We start from the raw sequence: 23,037 nt of genomic DNA, 5'->3' as shown, positions 1-23,037 counted from the left end.
CATAAGAATATTTGGAATAAGGAGAAGAAAACCATGAATCCATTAATCGAAGAATTAACAAAAGAACAATTACGTTCTGACATCCCAGCGTTCCGCCCTGGTGACACTGTGCGTGTTCACGCAAAAGTTGTTGAAGGTACTCGTGAACGTATCCAGTTATTTGAAGGTGTTGTTATCAAACGCCGCGGTGCTGGAATCAGCGAAACTTATACAGTACGTAAAGTTTCTAACGGAGTGGGCGTTGAACGTACATTCCCATTGCATACACCACGTGTTGCAAAAATCGAAGTAGTTCGCTACGGTAAAGTACGTCGTGCAAAATTGTACTACCTACGTGCATTACACGGAAAAGCTGCTCGTATCAAAGAAATCAGAAGATAAACACGGAAAACTTCCTTGGAAATCTGAAATCTGTGAAAAGTCCTTGTATATCAAGGACTTTTTCTTTTTTCTCTATCACATTTTTAATATGTTTTGGGCCTTTTTTTCTAATGTTCTCTCAAATTGTCCTGAATCTCCCAATATTGACTACTATTATCGTCAAAATACCGAAAAAATTAGTAGTCATTTTGACGACAAATTTAATACGAAAAATACCTAAACACTTACCGAATTTAGCAATTTTTGAACCCGAGTTGCTAAAAAGGTTGAATGCTTTCGAAAAAAGCAAAACATATACCATTGTGCTAAAAAGTTTATGTGATAGGTTTCTATTTAAATAATTTTAGGAGTTTTTTGTAATGGGAAAAGATAAGCGTATTGTTTGGAAGGATCAAAGCGATTTAAAAATTATATTAACAATTAGTCAGTTTATTGAAACTTACGAAATAAAATCTAGTCGAGAATATCAGAAACAGTTATCGAAAAATCCACATTCAGCTCCCAGCATGTGGTTTATTATTAATAAATATGGCTCGTGGAATAATTTGCTGAATAGCATTGGAATTGATAATAACGGATCTAAAAAATGGGCTAGAATGGAGACCGATGAATTAATAAAAGTGGCACAAATATTTATTGATTCAGAAAATCTTAATTGTCAAATTAAGTTAGACAGATCATCAATACTTACGTAACTCAAAAATACTTCCAAAGGTGTTCGATAATCCAGTGATTTTCTAGGAATATTATTTCGTTTAGATGCGACAGATTGAATAAAAAATTCATCTACTGAATTGAAATCCATAGATTTCAATAAACCATCTCTACGTAACAATCCGTTAGAATTCTCGTTTAGGCCTCTTTGAGACGGCGTTCCTGGATCAGCGAAATAAATGGCAATATCATTGACATTACTGATCTGTTTCCAATTTGAAAATTCCTTTCCACAATCAAAAGTGATGGATTTGAATAGGTTTTTCGGTACAGATTCAAACCATTGATTTAATTTTTTTTCAATATCAATCGCTTGTCTACCACACGGTTTCAATGTGATGATAACTTTTGATAATCGTTCAACTAAGGTAATTACAGCACTTTTATGTTTCAGACCTACGATAGTGTCACCTTCAAGGTGACCAAACTCATTTGAGAATTGGCTATAATCCTTTTCACGTTCATGAATAGAGCGGCGGAAAGTTTGTTTTCCACGTCTTTCTTGATGTCCATTCGGTTTACGCTTGCCTTTCATCGGTAAGTCAGAAGAATCAAATAGCCCCTTTTTGAACATACGATAAATGGTACGAGCAGAACAACTAATAGGAAACGCTGCACGACCAACAATCACATCGGGTGTCCATCCTTGAACAACCTTTCTTTGAATATATTCTGATTGTTCCTCGGGTAAAACAAGCGGACGTCTACCACAGTTTGATTTGTTTTTCTTATACTGTTGATAATATTCTAAGGCTGATTTTCCTTGCTTGAAGAACAGATATACTTTATGGATCGTTTGTCTTGAACGATTCAAGCAATGGGCAGTTTTAGCAACAGATTGATTCATTTTGAAATAAGACTCTATTATTACAAGTTCATCCGTTGTAAGATGGGTATAGGTCATTTGTACTCACTCCTTATAATTCTTTGGTCGGAACTATTTTGAGTGTAGCACAAATGACTTTTTTAGTTGTCTAGCTTAATTTTACAATCGGCGAAAAATAAAATCACAACGCGTTTATGAAAAAAAGTCTGCTGGTAAAGATGTTCCGTGTTTAAGCACTTTAAAGAATAGATTGGGCGACATTCGTTTTCTTTTTAAAAAGGAAGTGAATAAGGGATTGGGAGCGTCAATAATTTTGTGTAAATAACTCGTCCTTCTGCAAAATAATGGGTTACTCAGTAAACATTGAAGCTAATGTATCCGTCACTTGTTGGAAGCCTTTATGGCTTCTATTTAAGAATTTTTGATTGTATGTATCAAAGATGGATACTAGGAAACGCTCTAGTGATTCTTCATTTTGAAACTGCTCTTTTCTGCGGCTGTATTTCTTGATTTGTTTATTGAAAGATTCGATTAAATTAGTTGAGTAAATGCTTCGGCGGATACCAGGCGGAAACTCATAAAAAGTCAATAAATCTTGATTTTTTATCAGTGACTGCGTCACTTTAGGATAAGTTTTCTGCCACTTCTCAATCATACTCCCTAAAAAGGTATTTGCCTCTTCCTTTGAGCTAGCTTGATAAACAGCCTTAAAATCATCACAGATTTCTTTTCGATCTTTGACACGTACTTTATGAGCAATATTACGGGAAACGTGAACACAGCAATGTTGGTATTTAGCTTTAGGATAAATCTGGTGAATCGTATCTTTCATGCCTTTTAAGCCATCGGTGATAAACAGTAAGACATCATGAACCCCTCTGGAGTAAATGTCCTGTAACAACTCATTCCAAACGTAGGTCGATTCAGTCGGAGCAATCGCATAACTTAGTACTTCTTTAGTGCCGTCTTCTCGTATACCAATGGCAATATAGATTGCTTCTTTGGAGACGGTTTGCCGTTTTAAAGGAATATAAGTAGCATCCATGAAAATAGCGACATACTTATCATTTAGAGTTCTAACTTTAAATGCATTTACTTCTTCAGTCAGCACTTTAGTCATTTTGGACATGGTTTGGGGCGTGTAGTGATACCCATACATTTCCTCAATCAAGTCTGCGATTTCCGACATGGTAATACCTTTTCGGAAGAGGTGAATGACGGTCTCCTCTAAGGTATCATTCGTCCGTCTATAAGCAGGAACAGTCTGTTGCTTGAACTCGCCGTTGCGGTCGCGCGGAATCTGGAGATGAAGTTCCCCGTACTCGGTCTTGACCGTACGGTCATAGGAGCCGTTACGAGAATTACCCGTGTTAAAACCAATGCGATCGTACTTTTCGTAATCGAGGAAAGCCGTTAACTCCGTTTTGAGAAGCGTATTGACAGCTTTTTCCAAATGGACACGGAATAATTCATTCAAATCGCCTTTGTTCGCTAGAGTCTTTAGAATTTCTGTAGTAAAATCGTTCATATGGAAGTCCTCTTTTCTGTGAATGTGTTGTGGTAACTCTATTCTACAGAAGGGACTTCCTTTTTTCTATTTACACAAAATATTTTACACTCTCAAGGGATTAACTAATTTTGAGATACTTTTAGAGCTTAAGAATGAAATAATTAGACTTAATATGGAAGATGATTTATCTATGACAAAATTTCAAAACTATTCAAAATCCAAACATCTTCCATCTGTATATACAATTATGAGACGGACAAATAAGACATGGGAAGAATTGATGAGCGAAATTGGGTATGATTATAAAGAAATAAAAATAAAAAAACAGAGAAATAATTTGCGTTGTAGATCAAAAAAAATATGTTCAAGATATGAATAAACAAAGTATTTTTCAGCATATTTTTATCTGTACCATTATTTTAAATATCCATAGCAGTTTATTCATGATTTATGAGGTTTAAAATACAATACTGAATTCACTGCTTATTTTCATGTTACTGCTTAAACTTTGTATTTTAATAGAAAATAGAGATGTGAACGAAAAATATTTATTTCTATTACAAAAGGTAAAAAATTTGATTTAAAAGCTAAATGTACAGATGAGTTTTGAATTTTTCTCCTTCAAATTCAAAATGAGAGTAGTAGGTATGATAGAAATATATCAAATATTAAGATAGATACAATATGCATAATAGGCTATGCTTCTTTAGATTTTTTGATTAAGAACACAATAAATAGTTTACGTCGATACTTATTAAGTTATCGACGTTTTTTTTATAAAAAATTTATAAAAGGAGGTTTCTTGATATGATAAGAAACAAAAAGCTTTGCTTGAAAGTTGCTTTATTGGCAGTTTTTTGTCAAGTATTTTTTTTGGTAGGCTCACTGACAACACAAGCAGAAGAAATAACTCAAGGAACAACTGTTTCTCAAGTTTCTCCTACTTCAAATGAAGTTGAAGTACAATCCGATTTACCAAAAGAGACTGCCAAAGAAGAGATATCGACAGAATTTGTTCCACCAACAGAAGCACCTTCAATGAACGAAAAAAGCGTACTCGATGAAACCATCGGTAAAAGCCAACAACCAGGAGATAGTCCAGTTGTGGCAGAAGAAATACCAATAGAAACACCTGAAGTTCAAACAATTTTTGAAAAGGAAAATTCATCAGAAAAAAGTTGTTCTACTGTAATAAACGAAGGAACAGAATCAGTTCAATCAGAAGATTCAAAAGAGGCAACGACTCCGATTGAATTGACGAAAGAAGAAATGAATTCTAATACTTCACTTTCTTCTGAAAAAGAAGAGAAAACAGCTCTTTCGACAGAATCCCATGAACCTGAATTGAAAAAAGTTGAGGAATCAGGTGATACACAAAAAGAGAAAATAAAAAAAGAAGCTGTTTCTTCTACTTCTTCAAAAGAAGTTACATTGATTGTACCACAAACCGCTCGAAGTGCACGGGTGCGACGTGCAACCAATACAGCAGTTTTGGGTGGTCGGAAAATTGATTGGGGCGAAAATATTGGTGTTATTTCTAGTGCCAATAATCCCAATTTCACTTTAAATTACATGGTTCGTTTTGAGATTAATGGACAAGTAGCATTTTGTATTGAACCTGGTGTCGCAGCCGCAGAAGGTCAAGTTTATACAGCTACTGCTTTAGAAAACTATTTGAAAGATTTAAATATACGAAAAAAAACAAGCTTGATCTCTTATTTAGGATATGTCACAAGCAAAGACAAATCCGATGAACAATACATTGCGGCACAATTTATGATTTGGGAAGTTTTGGGCACAAAAATTCCAATTAAAAATATCCGTATTGACTATGATCGTCGAAAAGCAGAAATTCAACGTTTGCTTAATAATTTTGATGTAAGAGCTACTTTTCATAATCAAACACATACGGTAAAAATTGGCGAAACGTTAAAAGTAAAAAGTGGCAATGACTTTCTACAACGTGTAAAAGACATTCAAAAGCCAAAAGGTGTTAATGTATCTATTCATGATAATGAAGTATGGATTACAATCACAAAAGAGTCACCAGAAAAGGCAAAAATTCATTTCAATCAAATTGAAGCATTAGGCGTGCCATTAGCGTATCGTCGTCCAGGTGCTCAAACAATTGGGGTGCTGAATCCTTTTGTACCTGGTGACTCTGTTGTCAATTTGACCATTTTGAAACAAGGAAACATTCGCGTCTTTAAAGAAGATGCAGAAACCGGTGTGAAAGCACAAGGTGCAGCTTCTTTAGAAAATGCAGTGTATGGCTTGTATCAAGCAAATGGGAAGAAAATCAAAGAAATTACATTGAAAAATATCAATGGCAAAGTACAGGCAGAAATCAAAGATCTTGATCCTGGTAAATATGTTTTAAAAGAGATCAAAGCACCAAAAGGTTATGTACTTTCTGATGAAGCAATTGAAATCGTCGTTGAACCTGGAAAAACTGTCAATACGATCGCAAAAGATCAAGTGATCAAAGGAACCATTGATTTAGTCAAAGTCGCAAATAAAGATTTAGTCGATTCAACCAATCCAGACAACAAACCCAAATTAGCTGGTATTGAAATCTCTTTGACGTCAAAAACAACTGGAAAAGTGGTGAAAACAGTTGTGACAGATAATGATGGTTACGCTACTTTTGGTAAAAATACCGTTGTCTTTGATACGTACATTCTTTCTGAAACCAAAGGAAAAGAAGGATATAAACTATTTGAACCATTCGAAGTCACAATTTCTGAAAATGGACAAACCTTCCATTATGTTTTAGAAGACAAAGTAATCGAACAACGTCTTAAAGTGGTGAAAGTGGATCAAGAAACAGGGAAAGTCATTGCTCTAGCTGGTACCCAATTCAAAATTTGGGATAAATACGCAAACAATGGTAAAGGTGGCTATGTATCGATGGCATTACCGAATGATACAGAGGTTTCAGACATATTTACAACAAACGAGAAAGGGTACTTTGTCACAACGGATACATTGAAATACGGAAAAAATCGTTACGAGTTGCGAGAAATCAAAGCACCTGAAAAATATGTTCTAAATAAAACGCCTTATGTCTTTTCAGTAACAGACGACACCAATACGATTCAATTAATCTACTTCGCTAACCGTTTAGCGAAAGCCAACGTAGAGGTTTTCAAATATGATACTAGTACGAATTTTGATCAAAAAACGGCGATTGCTGGTGTTGAATTTGACCTATTCAAAAAAGATGAAACAGGCACAACCTTTGTTGGTACATTCAAAACAGACAAAAAAGGTAAAATCAATGTGAAAGACTTATTGGTTGGCGATTACTTCTTTAAAGAAGTGAAACCATTAGCAGGGTATCTGGCCTTAGATAAAGACGTACCATTTACTGTAACGGTTGATAAAGACGGTACAGTGATTGCACTAGAAGTGGAAAACAAACGGATTCCACCTAAAATTGGTACTACAGCTATCGGTAAGTATACAAACCAACAAAAAGTGACCCCATTGAAAAAAGTAACGATTACAGACACTGTAAAATACAGTAATCTAATCATCGGAAAAACTTATACCGTCAATGGTGTTTTGATGGATAAGGAAGAATCTATCACAGCAGGAAAAGACGTACCGTTGTTAGTAAATGGTAAACAAATTACCGCAAGTAAAGTGTTTGTCGCAAAAAATCCTAACGGAATGATTTCCCTTGACTTTGTCTTTGATGCTAGTGCATTAGCTGGAAAAGAGATAGTCGTATTTGAAAATGTCTATCGTGACGGACGCTTAGTTGCGTCTCATACAGATATTCACGATAAAGGACAAACGGTTCGTATTGTGAACCCTATGATTCATACAAAAGCAACAGGTCAAAACGGCGAAAAACAATTACAAGCTTTACCAAATCAAAAAGTGAAAGAATTGGTACAGTTGAACGACTTAATTGTTGGTCAAACGTACAAAGTGCTCGTACAAGGTTATATTACACCTGATGGTGTGAAATTAGACGGTACAAGTGCTGAAAAAATTTTCAAAGCAGATAAGACAACTTTAGAGTTCTTATTTGAATTTTTGGTAGATGGACGTAAGCTAGCAGGCAAAGGATTATCTTTTGCAGAATGGTTAGAAGCCCAAAGTGAACCAAAAGATGAAAACGATTATGAAGTTCGATTTGAACAAATCGCAAACCACAACGTAGACTTAAAATCAGAAGATCAAACGGTTTATTTTGTAGAAGTTCCAAAAGTACCGGAACCAAAAATTCCTGAAAAATCACAACCTTTTAAAGAGGTGAAACAAGCTTCAGTAGTACCAATGTTGCCAAAAACAGGATCAGAAGATACTGTATTATGGATGATCATTGGTGTGCTATTTGTTTTAGCAGCAGGTCTTACATTTTACGAGTTACGCAAAGTCAAAGACTAAGTAGGACAAACAAGCGGTTAGATGCCTAATCGCTTGTTTGGTTTTAAAAAAGTTATTGCATAAGTAACCTTTGAAAAGATAAGAAATGATCTTTGTTTTATGAAGAAAAAAGAAAGGAAAAAGAGAATGAAGAAGCTATTTTTCGCATGTTTATTTAGTTCCGTAGTTCTTGCTGGTGGAATAAACGTTTTTGCAGATGAAATAGGTATTACACCAGTTACGCCACCTGTGATAGAAGAAACAACACCTGTTGTTCCAATTCCAGATATTTCTAAAATAGATGAGTCTGTTCCGGATCAACCAACTCCTGTTGATCCGGATATATCTTCAGAAGTAACTGAACCAACAACACCTGTTGTTCCTGATATAACGGAAAATTCAGAAAATGAAACACCAGTTGTATCGCCTTCTACTGGAGAAACAACGAATGATAAAGATACTACACCAACTACCAGTGAGTCTTATTCGGGAACTAGTTCGGTAGATAATGATTCAAAAATAGACGATTTTAGTTCTTCATCTACTACAATAGATACACCAAAAGAAACAGAAAAGAAAAATGATTTAGGAGCTCCCAAAAATTTAACACCTGAAAATCATATAAAGACTGTATCGGAAAAGGAAATGACTGTTTCAGTCAGTTCAGATGGAAAAATTGTACAAGGAACGGGTACCGAAAAATCAATTCCTATTGTGACAAGTAATTTAGAAGAAATTAATCATGTCCCAACATCTGAAACTCCTTTACAAGTAGCGACTGGTCAAGCGATTGTTGGGGTACAAGATGGTGTACCACTTGTACAAGATAATCAAGGGAATTTGGTAGAAGATTTATCCATTCCTGTAAAAAAACTACCTAGCGGCAATATTGAAATCAAAACAATCGATGGGAAAACAAAAGTATTGCCAAAAACAGGTGAAGAACTTCAAATTAGTTTAACTATCCTTGGTTCTCTTTTAACAGCAGTAACCGGGGGCATTTTTTATGGTAAAAAACAATGGCGTCATTTGCGTCATATGTTTAAGAAAACTATTTAGTAAGGAGAGAGAATAAAAATGGGTTTATCTTATGTTGCAATTAGTCAGGAAGAAGTATTGGGAAAGTGTTTTAATCAAAAACACGTTGGCTCGACAGGTGAACGAGATCATCGAGGAAATATGAAGAAAGTAGAGTGGGAGATTTTTCAGATGAACTCTGAAAAGATGGGAGAAATTGAAGTGCGTGTAGCTGTCGGTGGTGCGCCTAAAGCCATGCGATACAATGCAGAAGTGTTACTGGCAAATCCTAGAATTTCTCGTCGAGCAGATGTACGAAATATTGGAAATGACGGTGAAACAAACAAAATAGCACGTAATAGGTTTTATTTGTTAGTCGATCGTGTAGAAGTAAAAGGAGGAAATAACTAATGACACTAGAATTTGATCAAGGAATTGTCCCAGGGTTGGTAAAAGAAACACTAGGAGAAATCTATTTTGTCAAGGCACAACGTCCACGTATGCTGTATGAAGATAATGAAAACACAGGAGAAATTAAAGAGCGTCCAGTTGAATTTTCAAGTGCTACCCAAGAAACAATGTTCGTGGTGAATTTTCCACCAAAAACAAATTTGGATGGATTAAGTTTTGGCGATGTGGTGGAATTAGAAGAGGTTGAATTTCGATTTTGGATTTCTATTGATCGCGAATCAATGAGTAACCGAGCAGAGAATGATCTGAAAGTATCTGCGCTTCGTTATAAAAAAACGGGAAAAAACGTTTTTCAAACGTCTTCCTCTACTCGTGCAACATATGTAAAAGAAAAACAAGACTCAAATAAAGAAAGTGCAAAGAAAGAGTAATGGTTTCCATTGCTCTTTCTTATTTTAAAGCTAGAAGAAGTAGCTGATGTGGAGAAAATTGAATTGGCTGGCTATATTATTGGGATAAATTTTTGAATTTTTAAGAATTTAGATAGTGGTTAGATACGATTGATTCTTTGTGTATTTTGTATTATTTAAGTATTGTGTGGTATTTACATTAAGTTAATATTGATGTTGTTAGTGTTAATGAAGGTTTTCTTTTATCCAATACATTAGTCACTCTATGATGCGAGGAGATGAGAATAAGTGTTTCAATATAAAGGTATTCGTATTCGAAATCGACATAAATATGCTTCAGAACGATTTATTTTTTATCTTATGTTGCCGGTTCTGTTGCTAATGAGTGGATTTTTTTCTCTCTTTTATACAACGATCACATGGGAATGGTGCTGTATTTATTGGATAATCGCATTTGGTTTAGCTGGTCTATTTGCGTATATGTGTTTGTATTTTTACTTTTATAATGTTTATCAGCGATTGGTTCATAAAGGAAAATTAGCAAAGATGATACATAGTCGTCGATTGATTCTTGAAAGAGTATTGAAAAATGGACGGCGGAAAGTGGTGTATTATCCAAAAATTTTTTATCACTATAAAAATGGCTTAATTCATGTTCGATTGCCATTAGATTTAGGTCCCTTTCAAGATCGGTTTAATGAGATGGCTGGGCAACTAGAAGAAGCCTTTTTTTGTGATTTAGTAGAAGAGCAACGAGAGAAAAACTATATTTGTTATACCTTTTTATACGATGTGGAAAAAAATCGTATTGGGATTCGAGATATAACCGTAAAAGATGGCATAATCACCTTAATGAAGAATGTTCAATGGGCATTTAATAAAGCACCACATGCCATAATTATAGGAAGTACTGGCGGTGGGAAAACGTATTTTATAATGTCTTTGATCTATGCATTATTACCGTATGGTACGTTTGATATTTGTGATCCAAAACGTGCAGATTTGGCTAGTTTAGAAAAAATACCAATTTTTAAAGATCAAGTTTTTTATGGTGGTGGTATTTTATCTTGTTTAATAAATCTAGCTAAAGAAACTGCTAATCGATACGATTTTTTAAGAGAACAGCCCGAGTATGAATTAGGGTACGATTATACTTATTATCATCTAACTCCTCATTTTTTGGTGATTGATGAATGGGCAGCATATTATGCATCGTTAGATACTAAAGAAAAAAAGAAGGCAATGGGATGTTTGAACCAAATTGCTTTAATGGGTCGTCAATGTGGCGTGTTTTTAATTTTAGGTACCCAACGTCCAGATACAAAGTATTTGGACGGCGCGATACGAGATAATTTTGGTTTACGTGTAACACTGGGAAGAGTATCCAAAGCTGGGTATAAGATGATCTTTGAACATACAGTAAAATCATTATTTAATAAGCCGATTAAAGGTCGTGGTTATATTGATTCGGGAACCGATCAAGTACGAGAATTTTATGCGCCATTTATCGATATAACAAGATTTAACTTTTTTGCGGAATTTAAACAACTATCTGATCAATTAATGGCTGAAAAAATCAAGGAGACGAAAGAGGGAAAAAATGTATGAAGAAATCCCAGCTACATGTGGAACTCGATTAGGAATAAAAGATTTAATGATTGACTCTTTTTTGGCAATTGTTTTCAGTGAGAAGAGATTAAGCTTCTTTATCAATAAAAAAGTAGAGAATCGTTGGAGAGTAGAACGTATGTATCCAACGAGTTAACTGATTGGTTACAGTTGCCTTATGACAATTATCGAAGGCGAATATGACGGGTTTTTACTTCAAATAAAAGTGCTCGATCCTATAGTGACCAAATTGTCGAAAAAGCAGCGGAACAGCCTGTTTTTTATGGACGATTCAAAGGACTTTCCTGTTCTTATGTTAAAAGTAAAGACCGGTCTCGACTGTACCTACAAGTAGAGGATATTAACTTGTCCTTTGCGTTGCCAGAAAATTAAATTTGTCCTCATTAGAATACGGAAGATGCTGTGCGTATGCTCCACAAGCAAACAAGCCTCAGGGCGGAAGGACGCGGAAGCGTCCTAGCGTTAGCGAAAGCCCTGAGGTGCAGGGTGCGTTGTGGGGCGTGCGCGTAGCGCACGCCTAAAACCCCCATATTCTAACAGGGGGGTAGAATTTATATTCGGTGGCAAAGATGGGTGATTGAAACATTGATATAACACTATTTTGCTTCAAAAATTTTGTGATATTTTTCTTCGCTTTGTAACATAAAATATCACAAAAGAAAGGAAAGATATATTTGGATGGGACACAATTAAAGCAAATGCGGTTAAGTCGGAATTTGACACAGAAATTAGTGGCAGATACATTAGGATGGCCACAATCTTTTTTATCAATGATAGAAAATGACCAACGAAGTTGCTCGAAAGAACAAGAAGAAGCACTTTGTGAATTTTATGCGAATTTTTCAAGTTTTACGAGTTTAGAAATTAAATTTGATTATGTCCGTGTACGAGTTCCGACAAATGATACGAAAACAGTTGTGGAAGAAATTTTGGGAATGGATTTTAACTCTTTTTTTTATGCAGAAACCCGCTTATATGGTTATATTGAAATGTATCAAAAAGGCATGATCCGTGTATTAAATTCTAAAAAAGGTGACGATAAAGGAGTGTTGATCGAATTATCTGGTCAAGGCTGTCGGAATTATGAAAGTGTACTGGATGAACGAAATGATAGTTGGTATCAATTCTTTACACGATGTGTCTCTTTCAATGGTGTGTCTCGAAGAATTGATATTGCGGTAGATGATTTTGAAGAACTATTTTCTTTACATGAATTTGCACAAAAACTAAATCGTGGCGAATTTGATTCAAAATTTCGAACCTGGCGATTTCAAGAAGAAAAACAGTTGTTAGATAATCTAAGTAGTGGCTTATCTGTTTATTTAGGTAGTTCACAAAGTTTGATGTATTTTTGTTTTTATCAGAAGAATTATGAAATTGCAAAAAAGCAGAAACTTCCGTTGGAAGAGGTCGAGGTAAAAAATCGTTATGAAATTCGCTTACGTGATGCAAAAGCGGTCAGTTTTATTGAACAATACTTAAATAAAGTAGATTTTTCAGATTTAACGATGGGGATTTTAGCCAATCAGTTAATAATGTTTGAGGGAGAGAAAAACACAAATGTGTGGAAACCATGGGGAAAATTGATTCAGAACGTTGGAAAAGTCAATTTGACAGTGACACCAGAAAAGCCAAATTATAATCGGAAATTGATGTATTTAAAGACACAACCTGCTCGTACAATGAAGATTGTAAAAACTGTGGATGAAATTTTAGGATTGAATCGATTTGGAGAAATTTTAGAAGAAACAGAATTACGGGAACAAGATGAAAAAATTGTAGAAGATGAGGTGCGTGCTGTTTATGAATATATACAAGAAAATCCAGACGCGATTCATTATTTGCTATAAAGCTTGCGATAAGATGGGTGAAACATGATTAAAACAGAAGACCAATGATGGGGAGAGTATATGATTGCTTGTTAACGATTAATAAAAGAAACGATCCTATGTGTTGGAAATGATCTACAGTTATTTAAAGAATATTTAGATTATCAACAATCAATCAAAATGTTACATGTAGAAATAGGGGAAGTATTAAGCTACCGTATTAGTGATTCGTTAAAATATTCGTTGACAAAGATTTATTTATATGCAACACAAGTATGTGGATATACGAAAAAGCAGTAAAAACAATGATGAAATATGACGATTTGCCAAGTAAGATATCCTAGATTTACAACAAGTATTGGAAGAAAAACTATATCTATATATGAAAAATAGAGGGGAAAAGAAATGATTCGATTTTTATTTTCTGTAGGTTGGCATTTTTTGAAATTACTGTTTCTTTTAGTTTGTATTGTCTGTAGTATTATTTGGTTATTAACACTTTAAAGAAAGGAATATGTTGGAAAAATGGGACAGTATTTTCTTACCGGTGTTTGGTATGTATTGAAATTAGTGATTATTTTAGGTATTGCCTATATTTGTTTTAGAATTTTATTATCGGGAGAAGGAATGCCAACGCCAAAAGATTTTATCATAAGCGTGTTGAATTTTGTGGCGGATCAAATACAAGTGATAATTCATTGGGCGCAGCAACGTTTTGGATAAAAAAATATATTTAAAAAATTTAATGTTTAGAAGTGGGCTATGTGATAGAAAATTTCGAGTATAAGTTATCTAGATTGCCAAAGAAAAAGGGAGCTACACAAAAAGAGCTGGCTAATAAATTAGGTGTCAATGTACAAAGCGCTTCTAATGTTGAGGAAGATAAGAGCTAACTACATTTAGTAATTTAGAAAAAATAGTTTCTTTCTTTGATGCTTCATCGATTGAATTATTTGGTACGAATAGGGATCGAATAATTGCAGATGTTCCATTAATATTAGAAGATATGGATAATTTATTTAAAAAAATTTGAATGATCTTTATGACTAAAAAAGTAATCAAACAATTAAAAAAAGAAGTTTCTGTTTTTGATGGAAAAAACCTATCAAAAAGAACCAGTTATTGATCTTTTTGATAGGCTTTATTTCGTTGATGGAATCCATTTATTAGCTGTTTCAACAATCGTTGTTGTAAAAAAGAATTGTTTTGGATGCGTAATTCTGGATAGCCTTCAATGGCTTGATTTTGCTTTTCAAATGCTAGTTTTGCATGATATGCTTCACGATCTAAAATAAATAGATAATCTGTTTGAAATGCTTCAAATGTACAGATTTTTTGAATTTTTAACAGATGAAGATAGGTATTGACAAAGTGTTCTACACACATAAGGTTTTTTGTGTGTGAGGCAAAAAGATGTTCTTTAGCTAAAAAGTTAGTAGTAAGTGTATCAGATAAATAAAAGTAATCTGGTGCGCGATCATACATTTCGACAAAATAGTCATAAAGTAAAGCAATTTTTTGCTTTTCTGCTAGAAGATACTCTATTTCTTTGGAATAAAATTCATCAATTTGATGAGTGTGTTTAATAACTTGAACAAATAATTTCATATAGTGTTGAATGAATTCTGTTCGTTCGATTGGTTCACCAAAGGGTTGAAGTATGGACATCATTCTTTCTCCTTTCACTCAAGGGAAAAAATCCCTTGAGAATGAATACATGTATTTAGTAAAAAAATATTTTGACTGCTTCGATGGTGCTTTTTCCAGTTTGTTTTGCGATAAGTTTAGGTAAAATCTGTTGTAACCATTGTTGGTCAGATACCTGATCGAAGAAGTAGCCGATTGTTGTTAAAATGAGTGTATCTGTTGTATGTTCAACTAAACGTACAGATTCAAAAGGACTTAACCCAGCAACATAGTTCAAAATATTTTCATCTGTTTGTTCAAAAGATCCTAAATAGTTATTGGTATTCCGATCGTAAGAATCAACGATAGGAATAGCATTTGTTCTTAGCATTGCAATCTCTCCTTGATTAGAAATACTCAGTTATCATTTTTTACCGATAGATTTAGAAGCAAGAACTCTTAATTTATGCGTTGTTGGTAAATTGTCAGACCGTTCTTCACCTAAGATTTCATATAGAGTTATTGGTTTCATTGTTCTTGCTCCTTTTATTTTTGTAACGTTGACTAAGAGGGAAATACCCTCTTAGTAATAACTGCTTTCATAAACCGGTTGATTATCATAGCGGTAAAATGTATCCCAACTGCGATTACCGTATAATTCATTGGGATATAAGGCTGGATTAATTCGTTTTCTAACAATGCTGTCTTTGGTTCGTGCAAGCGGATAATCGATAAATTCATTTGGTATTGGCATAGTTTCTCCACTCATAGAAGTATAGTTTTTTACAGTTTGCTTTTTGATGGGTCGAAACCATGCTGTTTTTTTGGTTAATTTAATAATTTGCCAAAAAGTAACGTTGGTTTGTTCATAGCCCCAACTACTATAAAAAATGTCTCCTACTTTGTATGGTGTATTTGCTTTCATGATCTATTCCTCCAATAATATTTGATTTGCCTTATTTGATACTTAGCCGAATCAACCAACCATTTTCGGCAGCAAGTTGTCTCCGAGGCGGGTGACCTTTTGGGAGATTTCAATTTCTTTTTGTTTCCATTCACCTCACTTTTTTGTTTTGGTTGGTCATTTTCGTATAGCTAAGCGTTCGTCGGCGTGCTTTTAGGTCACAACGTGTGGTAAGAGAAAACAAGGGAATGCTGTAGGAAAAAGTTTTTTATGAAATGATCAAAAAAGTTTTTCCGCCCCTTGTTTTGTCCTACCATTCGTTGTAAAAGCACTACTGCCGATGATCGCTTAGATTGGGTATACGAAAGCGACCAACGAAAAAAGTATGGGAATAAAAAGAAATCGCACTGAAATCTCCCAAAAGGTCAAGATGGTTTTAATAAGAAATTCCTTTTAATACATTTGTTATTTTGATAATGTGGTGGTATAAAATAGATCAAATAGTTAAAAGAGGTGTTTGTATGAAGAAAAAAGGCATTCCTTATTCTCCGAAACCTAGAAATGCTTTTGAAAGGGGGTTATTTAAATATTTTGAAGGCGAAAGAGATCAGGAAGAAAAAGAGAAGAATCAAAAAAAGAAGTCTAGTCAAGAAAAAGAAAATATAGAAAAATAGTAGGTGAAAAAATAGAGAAGTATGAAAAAAAGTTTAATAGTATTGATTGTTGGATTAAGTATATTTGGAAGTGTTTTATTTATTGGAAACTCGTTGTTTTCTAACAAAGATGTTACGGAACAATCCCCTGCTAGCACAACGGAAGAGGTATCTCCAGAGCTATTATTAGAGACGGATGTTCTTGATACAAAGAAACCTGAGACAATTCCTTCGGAAAACGAGCTCTATCAAGGAGATCTTTCATTTGAATATGCGGATCCGGAAAAGCCGTATGTACTAACGATTCGGTTTATAGATAAAGCGAATCATGAATATGTAGGGCCTGATAAAAAGCCATTGAAAAGAGAGAAAGAATTGATTCTAGGAAAAGCTAAAGGTGTCGTACACGTAGTTGTAAAAGCCAATAGATCGATGTTAACCCATATTCAGAAGTTAAAAGATATCCAAGTGTCCATGACATTAAATGAGAGAAATGAGAAAACGGAATGACGGAAATCAGACATGTTTTGGGAATATCTGTTCTACTTTTATCGGTTTATTTATTTTGTTCCATCTTTATAGTTGCTTGATCATATTACAAAAATGAAAGGTCATTTTTTTCTTCCCTGTTATTTATCATCATTAAAAATGATGATATTATTTCTTTAAACACCTATTTAAATTTGTTTCTACAATTTTCAGTATGATAATGATCGTTATTTTAATTAGGTGTAAATGAAGAAAGGAAGAAAAATATGTTGAAAAAAGTGTTACGATTTGGGGTATGTATAAGTATATGGTTGGTAACATCTTCCACTTTTGTGCCAAGTATGATTGCAGTGGCCGATTCGGTGGCGATACAAGAAACGATCGCATCTGATAGCGAGGGGGAAGAGAAGCTTACAGAACGCTCGGACGATGCGTCAGATGGACAAACTGAAAAGGTTGAAGTACAGAAAACAGAAACTACTCAAACGACGGTATCGAGCAGTTCAGATGAATCAAGTGATCTTACCCAGTCCAGCGAAGAAACTGCGCCAGAAGAAGTCGATGAGTCTACCGAAGAGTCTTCGGATCCTCAGGAACAAACGATTTCTCATGAAGAAGAAACGAAGGAAGCAGTTGATTCATCAACGATTGATTTTGAAGGAACACGATCTTCTGAATCATTCGGTAAACATACCTCTCCAAGTATTGATAAACCTAACGAAAAAATAGCCGAACCAGTCTCTTCAAATGAAGGAGCAGTTGTTTCACGGCGAAGCCGCCGAGATCTTTCTGCGGTTTCTTCAAATCACCCAGAAGAGGAACCGGTGGTCGCTTTTGATGAAAAAGCCTTTGATGCCGCAATCGATCAATACATTGATCATGCAACAGAAGAAGAATTAGGGTTAGTCATAAATTCAAGCAATGAAAAAGAATTGGCCGATGCTTTAGAATATCTCTTGTTGAATCAATTGGATGAGTCCTTTGGTGTAGAAGAACTCGATGAACTAAAGAAGTTCCTCACGGCAGATGAGATTGAACGATTGGAAAATGAATCGTCGTTAGAGACATTTGAACAACTGCTTACGCAATACTATAATGATCGAGAACAGAAATTGGAAGAAGGAGCAGCATTTAGTGACTTCTTTCTAGCAAGTACCGATGAGGAAATCGATCGGATGTTAGAGGTAAAAGATGAACAAGCATTGGAACAAGTGATTTCTGAAATCAGTGCTTCTCGGAATAGTCAAACAAGTGGAAAGCGAAACAAGCGCTTCTTAGTCATTCCATTGCTTGTCAAAGGAGCGATGTTGGTAATCGGGGCAGGGGTAGCTGCTTATTCAAGCCATCAGTTCTATAAGACGATGGAAGCACAACGTGCGGAAAAGAAACGAATGGTCGAACGCTGGCGTTACCATGAACAACAAGCACAAAAGCGGCATCAAGCCGCACAACAAGCCCGCGCCAAAGCCGTTGCCCGTGCCAAATTACAAGCAGCAGCCCGTGCAAAAGCGCAAGCCACACAACGAGCTCGTGCCCAAGCCGCAGCAAAAGCGAGAAAACAAGCACAAAATTGGGCTAAACAACAAGCCGCCGCTCGAGCTCGTGCACAGGCGGCCGCAAGTGCACGAAGAAAGTCAAATGCGTCCTATGTTCCTCCGGTAACTCGTCCGAAACCAGTAATCAAAGCCCAACCCAAAGTACCTGCAAAACCAGTAGCCAAACCAGTAACGAAACCAACTTCTCCAGCGAAACCGAAGCCAACGACGACCCCCAAAAATACGATGCATCAAGTACGTGCAGGAGAATCTGTTTGGTCTATTTCGCATAAGTATGGCATCAGTATGAATGACTTCATCAAATGGAACAAAATCAAAAATAATCTGATCCATCCTGGCCAGCAAGTCATCGTCAAACAACCAGCAAGTACATCAAAGCCAGTGTCCAAACCTGCGACAAAATCAAGTACGCCAGCCACTTACAAAGTAAAAGCAGGGGATTCGGTTTGGGGGATCTGTGAGAAGTATGGGTTATCCGTTTCAAAATTTGTCCAATGGAATAAGATCAAAAATAATACCATTCATCCAGGACAAGTGATGCATTTACAAGAACCGAAACCGGCATCAAAACCAGCACCAAAAACTTCTCCTACGACTAATACGACGTATACGGTAAAAGCAGGAGATTCGGTCTGGTTGATCGCTAATATGCATGGGATCAGTATGAATGATCTGGTGAAGTGGAATAAGATCAAGAATAATACGATCCATCCGGGCCAAAAGTTGACAGTCAAACAGCCTGTTTCATCAGGGAAAACAACGACAAAAGTACCCGCCTCTACAAATCCAGTCACCCACAAAGTCTCTTATGGTGAACCTTTATGGCTGATTAGTAGTAAATATGGTGTGACCGTCGATGAATTACGCAAACAGAATGGCATCAAAGGTGATTTGATTCACCCCGGCCAAGTATTAGTCGTCAAAAAAGGTATGACCACGAGTCATTCAACTCCTGCAGGAAAAAGCGGAACCAGCTATACCGTAAAAGCAGGGGATTCTGTTTGGTTGATCGCCAATCGATACGACGTGAGCATGGATGATCTAGTGAAATGGAACAAGATCAAAAATTATACGATCCATCCGGGTCAAGTCTTAACGATCCAAACAATTGTTTCTACACCAGCAAAACCTGCGATTACGACAACACCAAAAGTAGAATCCAAACCAGCGATTACCACGACACCAAAAGTGGAATCCAAACCTGGAGTGACTACCACACCAAAAGTGGACGAGAAACCAGTAATTACAACATTACCGAAAGTAAAAGAACAACCTGTGGTCACAACCGTTCCTAAGACTGAATCAGAAGTATTAGTTGAGAAAGCCAGTGGGTCTACAGGTACAGTCTGGGATGATATTAAAGGTACACAACCTCCAAGAGAAGGAACTACTATTCCTAAATCGTTTGAAATAATTGTTAATGGGGAAAAGTTGTGGGTAAATCCAAATGGAACCAAGCACATGGTAGAATATTCAACTCGAAATCTATCTCATGGACAAAAACTTACCGAACAACAATTGTTAAGGAGTTTTCAAGGTGCTGTAGAACAAGCTACTTCTACAGGGATAAAATTTGAAACTAAAATAATAATAGATAATTGGGAATTAATATTTAGTCCAGCTAGAGAAGCAGGACAATTACCAGTTATTAAACATGCTGTATATCTACCATAACTATGAAAGGAGCAAATTATGAAAATTAAAAGTTATGAGGATAAATTAGTCAAAGATGATATAGAAGTTGACTATTATGTCCCAATCACAGTATCATTTCCAGAAAATGATGATAAGTATAACCTAGGAGAATTTTATTATTATAGATTCGTTAATGAATATGAATCATTTGTTGAGATTAAAATCAATTCTGTTACACAGAAAATTGTAGAAGTAGTATTCACATCCATCAATGATATTGAAGATTCCAATTTATTTATTGGAGAGTATGCAGAAAAAAATCCAGTGATCCAAACAGATATTTTTGATGAAAATTCGATTATAACTAAAGAATCTGGGTTTAAAATATCTAGAGAACACAAAAAATTATGTTTTAAATTAGATAAAGAAAAGATGGATTCTGTTGTAAAGATGTCTAATCATGTATCTTTATTTCTAAATGAAGACAGTGAGATTATTGGTTTAGAGTTTTCTAGCTTTTCAGATAATGAATGGGCAGAACTCAATGAAAGTATAAAATCTACCACTTGATTTAATTTTAAATGAGAAGAAGATAGGATTTTCAACAGCTATTTTGCTAGATTCTGAGGATGAAACAAAAGAATTTTGAAAGAACAAATTCAAATGCTAAAATAAACGGTGGGCATGTTATGCTGAAAAGGTTCGAGGGATAATCCAAGGTACTAGGTATTTTGTGAGTTCCTCGGGCACTATCAAAAGCACATGCCCAATAAAGAAAGTCAATAGCAATATTAGGAGAGACTAATGATCTATTGACTTTCTTTATAGTGTTTTACGGATCAGAAGAATCATTTTTCTCATTGCCTTCCGCTCCTTTTAGAAATTGTTTTATAACAAGTACCTTCACAACTTCTATTTAGTCATTTGTCATATTAATTTTCTCTTTTCCAGATTCAAAAATAGTGTTCATATTTACTATTAGTGACCTTTGCTTCTTCAGTTGAAAATTTTATATCCACTTTAGAGGCATGTAAAAGGTTAATTTGAGAATTTCCAGAAGATAATCTACTATAAAACCAACGTCCAAACCAGTGGCAAAACCAAGTACGCCAGCTACGTACAAAGTAAAAGCAGGAGACTCAGTTTGGGGGATTTGTGAGAAGTATGGGTTATCCATTTCAAAATTTGTCCAATGGAATAAGATCAAGAATAATACGATCCATCCTGGCCAAAAGTTGACAGTCAAACAGCCTGTTTCATCAGGGAAACCAACGACAAAAGTACCCGCTTCTACAAATCCAGTCACCCACAAAGTCTCTTATGGTGAATCTTTATGGCTGATTAGTAGTAAATATGGTGTGACCGTCGATGAATTACGCAAACAGAATGGCATCAAAGGTGATTTGATTCACCCCGGCCAAGTATTAGTCGTCAAAAAAGGTATGACCACGAGTCATTCAACTCCTGTAGGAAAAAGCGGAACCAGCTATACCGTAAAAGCAGGGGATTCTGTTTGGTTGATCGCTAATCGATACGGCGTGAGCATGGATGATCTAGTGAAATGGAACAAGATCAAAAATTATACGATCCATCCGGGTCAAGTCTTAACGATTCAAACAATTGTTTCTACACCAGCAAAACCTGCGATCACGACAACACCAAAAGTAAAAGCAAAACCGGCGATTACCACGACACCAAAAGCGGAATCAAAATCTGGAGTGACTACCACACCAAAAGTGGACGAGAAACCAGTAATTACAACAATACCGAAAGTAAAAGAACAACCTGTGGTCACAACCGTTCCTAAGACTGAATCAGAAGTATTGGTTGAGAAAGCCAGTGGGGATGGAAGTAGATTGGATATTAATATTAAAAATTTTGAAATCAAGAATAAACATTTGAATAGTTCAACTGCTAAACGGGCTAGAAAGTTTAATGTTTCTTCAGCCGAAGAAGCTAATAAAATAGTTCAAGACGCATTAAAAAATGGAAAACTTGTAGAAGCTATACCAAATGGAGTAGGGAGCCAAGGACAAAATTCTTTTTCTAGTATTATTGATACAGGGAAAGTTATTGGAACCAAAGGGGAAACACATATAAAAATAGTTTATGATGAATTAAAAAATGTGTGGACTACCTATCCTGTCCCAAAACCTTAAATAGGAGGTAAGCAAAGTGATTGATAAACAAATAACGAATATTTTGCAATCGTATAAAAAACAACAAATATTTAAAATAGAGGACTTTTTACTTTCAGAAATTGATGAAGATAATTTACAAGAAACAATAGATTTTGTAGTTTCTGATGATGTTAGTAAGAAAATTAACTTTAGTGATGAATTATATGATGGGAACGAGTACGAAGGTGTATTTTTAGAAGGTAATCAATATTTACTATCTAGCTCAGAAGGAAAAGTAATGATAATTGATATGTTAAGTGAGGCTCATGGTGTTAATATAAAAGATACTCGAGTTCAATTTGATGAAGAAAAATTTATCAAACTAATCACGAACAAAAAAGAAATTCTTAATTGGATTAAAAATTATAAAGTGGATAAATAAAATAAAAAAGGCACTTTACTATTCGATTGGCGTCGAATAGCAAAGCCTTGAATAGTAAGCATACACTCACTAATCAAGTTGCTAATAAAAAGTTATCTATGTATAGAATAGTATAAGCTGAAGTTGAAAAAGAAACGATTTAGTTGTATCGTTTCTTTTTCTATTTTATCGCTTAATTTTAATAGTTAATTATTTGAATGATATATAAATTTTAATCAAAGAAAGACAATTTATTGTTGAAATAGTTGTTGAAGCTTTCGAGGCGTTCTTGAGGTACAGTTGAAAGCTTTATATCCACTTTAGAGGTATACAAAAGTTTAATATGAGAATTCTCAGAAGATAATCTACTATAAAACAGTAGATAAGTCAGCGCCCAAAACTAACCATTCGTTGTAAAAGCACCGTCGTCGATGATCGCTTAGATTGGCTATACGAAAGTGAGCAACAAAAAAAGTTTGGGAATAAAAAGAAAGCGTACTGTAATCTTCCAAAAGGTTAAGATGAT

The 23,037-nt window shown here is 35.1% G+C and carries 20 protein-coding genes and 2 pseudogenes; 17 read left to right on the top strand and 5 right to left on the bottom strand.

The annotated features are described in order from the left end of the window. Nucleotides 1-33: 33 nt before the first annotated feature. Nucleotides 34-381 (top strand): 50S ribosomal protein L19, encoded by a 348-nt coding sequence (gene rplS / locus ACIFUW_RS09300; protein WP_002286913.1) that lies wholly within the window; start codon nucleotides 34-36, stop codon nucleotides 379-381. Nucleotides 382-740: 359 nt separating this feature from the next. Further along, a pseudogene (locus ACIFUW_RS09295) lies at nucleotides 741-996 on the top strand (hypothetical protein); the annotation flags it as partial. A gap of 43 nt (nucleotides 997-1,039) precedes the next feature. Here the strand turns inward: ACIFUW_RS09295 and ACIFUW_RS09290 are convergent. Both ACIFUW_RS09290 and ACIFUW_RS09285 read right to left on the bottom strand, forming a co-directional pair. Beyond that, nucleotides 1,040-1,999, bottom strand: coding sequence for an IS30 family transposase (locus ACIFUW_RS09290; RefSeq protein WP_002301399.1), 960 nt, complete (start codon nucleotides 1,997-1,999; stop codon nucleotides 1,040-1,042). 271 nt (nucleotides 2,000-2,270) lie between these two features. Beyond that, nucleotides 2,271-3,449, bottom strand: a complete 1,179-nt coding sequence (locus ACIFUW_RS09285; protein WP_002287941.1) for an IS256-like element ISEfm2 family transposase — start codon at nucleotides 3,447-3,449, stop codon at nucleotides 2,271-2,273. Between the two features lie 103 nt (nucleotides 3,450-3,552). On the opposite strand from ACIFUW_RS09285, the pseudogene ACIFUW_RS09280 reads away from it, so the two are divergent. From ACIFUW_RS09280 to ACIFUW_RS09240, 9 genes and pseudogenes are all read left to right on the top strand, one after another. Further along, nucleotides 3,553-3,810: pseudogene (locus tag ACIFUW_RS09280) on the top strand (hypothetical protein); the annotation flags it as partial. Between the two features lie 428 nt (nucleotides 3,811-4,238). Beyond that, nucleotides 4,239-7,832: a SpaA isopeptide-forming pilin-related protein gene (locus tag ACIFUW_RS09275; RefSeq protein ID WP_169040318.1), complete on the top strand. Its 3,594-nt coding sequence runs from the start codon at nucleotides 4,239-4,241 to the stop codon at nucleotides 7,830-7,832. Nucleotides 7,833-7,931: 99 nt separating this feature from the next. Continuing rightward, nucleotides 7,932-8,870, top strand: coding sequence for an LPXTG cell wall anchor domain-containing protein (locus ACIFUW_RS09270; protein ID WP_102993995.1), 939 nt, complete (start codon nucleotides 7,932-7,934; stop codon nucleotides 8,868-8,870). A gap of 18 nt (nucleotides 8,871-8,888) precedes the next feature. Then, a complete protein-coding gene (locus tag ACIFUW_RS09265; protein WP_169040317.1) occupies nucleotides 8,889-9,239 on the top strand; it encodes a hypothetical protein in 351 nt (116 codons plus the stop codon). After that, nucleotides 9,239-9,670, top strand: coding sequence for a DUF961 family protein (locus ACIFUW_RS09260; protein ID WP_102993996.1), 432 nt, complete (start codon nucleotides 9,239-9,241; stop codon nucleotides 9,668-9,670). The genes ACIFUW_RS09265 and ACIFUW_RS09260 overlap by 1 nt, the downstream gene beginning before the upstream one ends. 267 nt (nucleotides 9,671-9,937) lie before the next feature. Continuing rightward, the gene (locus tag ACIFUW_RS09255; RefSeq protein ID WP_049219544.1) at nucleotides 9,938-11,257 is read left to right on the top strand and encodes an FtsK/SpoIIIE domain-containing protein; all 1,320 of its coding nucleotides are present in this window, start codon (nucleotides 9,938-9,940) and stop codon (nucleotides 11,255-11,257) included. Further along, nucleotides 11,250-11,414: a hypothetical protein gene (locus ACIFUW_RS09250; protein ID WP_154731831.1), complete on the top strand. Its 165-nt coding sequence runs from the start codon at nucleotides 11,250-11,252 to the stop codon at nucleotides 11,412-11,414. The genes ACIFUW_RS09255 and ACIFUW_RS09250 overlap by 8 nt, the downstream gene beginning before the upstream one ends. 538 nt (nucleotides 11,415-11,952) lie before the next feature. Further along, nucleotides 11,953-13,128 carry a replication initiation factor domain-containing protein gene (locus ACIFUW_RS09245; protein WP_127341739.1) on the top strand — a complete coding sequence of 392 codons (1,176 nt, stop codon included), beginning with the start codon at nucleotides 11,953-11,955 and terminating at the stop codon, nucleotides 13,126-13,128. Nucleotides 13,129-13,632: 504 nt separating this feature from the next. Then, on the top strand, nucleotides 13,633-13,830 hold the full coding sequence (locus tag ACIFUW_RS09240; protein WP_049219549.1) for a hypothetical protein: 198 nt from the start codon (nucleotides 13,633-13,635) through the stop codon (nucleotides 13,828-13,830). A 396-nt stretch (nucleotides 13,831-14,226) separates the two neighbouring features. Here the strand turns inward: ACIFUW_RS09240 and ACIFUW_RS09235 are convergent, their stop codons facing one another. The 3 genes from ACIFUW_RS09235 to ACIFUW_RS09225 all read right to left on the bottom strand — a co-directional run bounded on the left by ACIFUW_RS09235 (nucleotide 14,227) and on the right by ACIFUW_RS09225 (nucleotide 15,658). After that, nucleotides 14,227-14,775 carry a hypothetical protein gene (locus tag ACIFUW_RS09235; RefSeq protein WP_127341738.1) on the bottom strand — a complete coding sequence of 183 codons (549 nt, stop codon included), beginning with the start codon at nucleotides 14,773-14,775 and terminating at the stop codon, nucleotides 14,227-14,229. Nucleotides 14,776-14,830: 55 nt separating this feature from the next. Continuing rightward, a complete protein-coding gene (locus ACIFUW_RS09230; RefSeq protein ID WP_113850087.1) occupies nucleotides 14,831-15,124 on the bottom strand; it encodes a hypothetical protein in 294 nt (97 codons plus the stop codon). A 192-nt stretch (nucleotides 15,125-15,316) separates the two neighbouring features. Beyond that, a complete protein-coding gene (locus tag ACIFUW_RS09225; protein ID WP_164742215.1) occupies nucleotides 15,317-15,658 on the bottom strand; it encodes a hypothetical protein in 342 nt (113 codons plus the stop codon). A 500-nt stretch (nucleotides 15,659-16,158) separates the two neighbouring features. Between ACIFUW_RS09225 and ACIFUW_RS09220 the strand changes: the two genes are divergently transcribed. The 6 genes from ACIFUW_RS09220 (at nucleotide 16,159) to ACIFUW_RS09195 (ending at nucleotide 22,532) form a co-directional block, all read left to right on the top strand. Then, nucleotides 16,159-16,311, top strand: a complete 153-nt coding sequence (locus tag ACIFUW_RS09220; protein WP_164742214.1) for a hypothetical protein — start codon at nucleotides 16,159-16,161, stop codon at nucleotides 16,309-16,311. Between the two features lie 21 nt (nucleotides 16,312-16,332). Continuing rightward, the gene (locus tag ACIFUW_RS09215) at nucleotides 16,333-16,800 is read left to right on the top strand and encodes a hypothetical protein (RefSeq protein ID WP_127341736.1); all 468 of its coding nucleotides are present in this window, start codon (nucleotides 16,333-16,335) and stop codon (nucleotides 16,798-16,800) included. Nucleotides 16,801-17,045: 245 nt separating this feature from the next. Continuing rightward, a complete protein-coding gene (locus ACIFUW_RS09210; protein ID WP_169040316.1) occupies nucleotides 17,046-20,009 on the top strand; it encodes a LysM peptidoglycan-binding domain-containing protein in 2,964 nt (987 codons plus the stop codon). 18 nt (nucleotides 20,010-20,027) lie between these two features. Next, entirely contained in the window at nucleotides 20,028-20,540 is a 513-nt protein-coding gene (locus ACIFUW_RS09205; protein ID WP_127341844.1) for a hypothetical protein, read from the top strand. Nucleotides 20,541-21,061: 521 nt separating this feature from the next. Next, nucleotides 21,062-22,129: a LysM peptidoglycan-binding domain-containing protein gene (locus tag ACIFUW_RS09200; protein ID WP_169040315.1), complete on the top strand. Its 1,068-nt coding sequence runs from the start codon at nucleotides 21,062-21,064 to the stop codon at nucleotides 22,127-22,129. A 16-nt stretch (nucleotides 22,130-22,145) separates the two neighbouring features. Next, nucleotides 22,146-22,532 carry a hypothetical protein gene (locus ACIFUW_RS09195; RefSeq protein ID WP_113850084.1) on the top strand — a complete coding sequence of 129 codons (387 nt, stop codon included), beginning with the start codon at nucleotides 22,146-22,148 and terminating at the stop codon, nucleotides 22,530-22,532. Nucleotides 22,533-23,037 lie beyond the last annotated feature (505 nt).

The organism is Enterococcus sp. PLH-Efm8, from assembly GCF_053011625.1.
Note: the sequence above shows the minus strand (reverse complement) of the source record. Positions and strands in the feature narration are given on the sequence as shown.

Excerpts from the sequence above, each read along its gene's own strand:
- ACIFUW_RS09275 (WP_169040318.1), top strand. The coding sequence starts at position 4,239 with ATGATAAGAAACAAAAAGCTTTGCTTGAAAGTTGCTTTATTGGCAGTT.
- ACIFUW_RS09220 (WP_164742214.1), top strand. The coding sequence starts at position 16,159 with ATGAAGAAAAAAGGCATTCCTTATTCTCCGAAACCTAGAAATGCTTTT.
- ACIFUW_RS09215 (WP_127341736.1), top strand. The coding sequence starts at position 16,333 with ATGAAAAAAAGTTTAATAGTATTGATTGTTGGATTAAGTATATTTGGA.
- ACIFUW_RS09205 (WP_127341844.1), top strand. The coding sequence starts at position 20,028 with ATGAAAATTAAAAGTTATGAGGATAAATTAGTCAAAGATGATATAGAA.
- ACIFUW_RS09265 (WP_169040317.1), top strand. The coding sequence starts at position 8,889 with ATGGGTTTATCTTATGTTGCAATTAGTCAGGAAGAAGTATTGGGAAAG.
- ACIFUW_RS09285 (WP_002287941.1), bottom strand. The coding sequence starts at position 3,449 with ATGAACGATTTTACTACAGAAATTCTAAAGACTCTAGCGAACAAAGGC.
- ACIFUW_RS09260 (WP_102993996.1), top strand. The coding sequence starts at position 9,239 with ATGACACTAGAATTTGATCAAGGAATTGTCCCAGGGTTGGTAAAAGAA.
- rplS (WP_002286913.1), top strand. The coding sequence starts at position 34 with ATGAATCCATTAATCGAAGAATTAACAAAAGAACAATTACGTTCTGAC.
- ACIFUW_RS09290 (WP_002301399.1), bottom strand. The coding sequence starts at position 1,999 with ATGACCTATACCCATCTTACAACGGATGAACTTGTAATAATAGAGTCT.
- ACIFUW_RS09270 (WP_102993995.1), top strand. The coding sequence starts at position 7,932 with ATGAAGAAAAAAGAAAGGAAAAAGAGAATGAAGAAGCTATTTTTCGCA.
- ACIFUW_RS09210 (WP_169040316.1), top strand. The coding sequence starts at position 17,046 with ATGTTGAAAAAAGTGTTACGATTTGGGGTATGTATAAGTATATGGTTG.
- ACIFUW_RS09240 (WP_049219549.1), top strand. The coding sequence starts at position 13,633 with ATGGGACAGTATTTTCTTACCGGTGTTTGGTATGTATTGAAATTAGTG.
- ACIFUW_RS09235 (WP_127341738.1), bottom strand. The coding sequence starts at position 14,775 with ATGTCCATACTTCAACCCTTTGGTGAACCAATCGAACGAACAGAATTC.
- ACIFUW_RS09225 (WP_164742215.1), bottom strand. The coding sequence starts at position 15,658 with ATGAAAGCAAATACACCATACAAAGTAGGAGACATTTTTTATAGTAGT.
- ACIFUW_RS09230 (WP_113850087.1), bottom strand. The coding sequence starts at position 15,124 with ATGCTAAGAACAAATGCTATTCCTATCGTTGATTCTTACGATCGGAAT.
- ACIFUW_RS09250 (WP_154731831.1), top strand. The coding sequence starts at position 11,250 with ATGTATGAAGAAATCCCAGCTACATGTGGAACTCGATTAGGAATAAAA.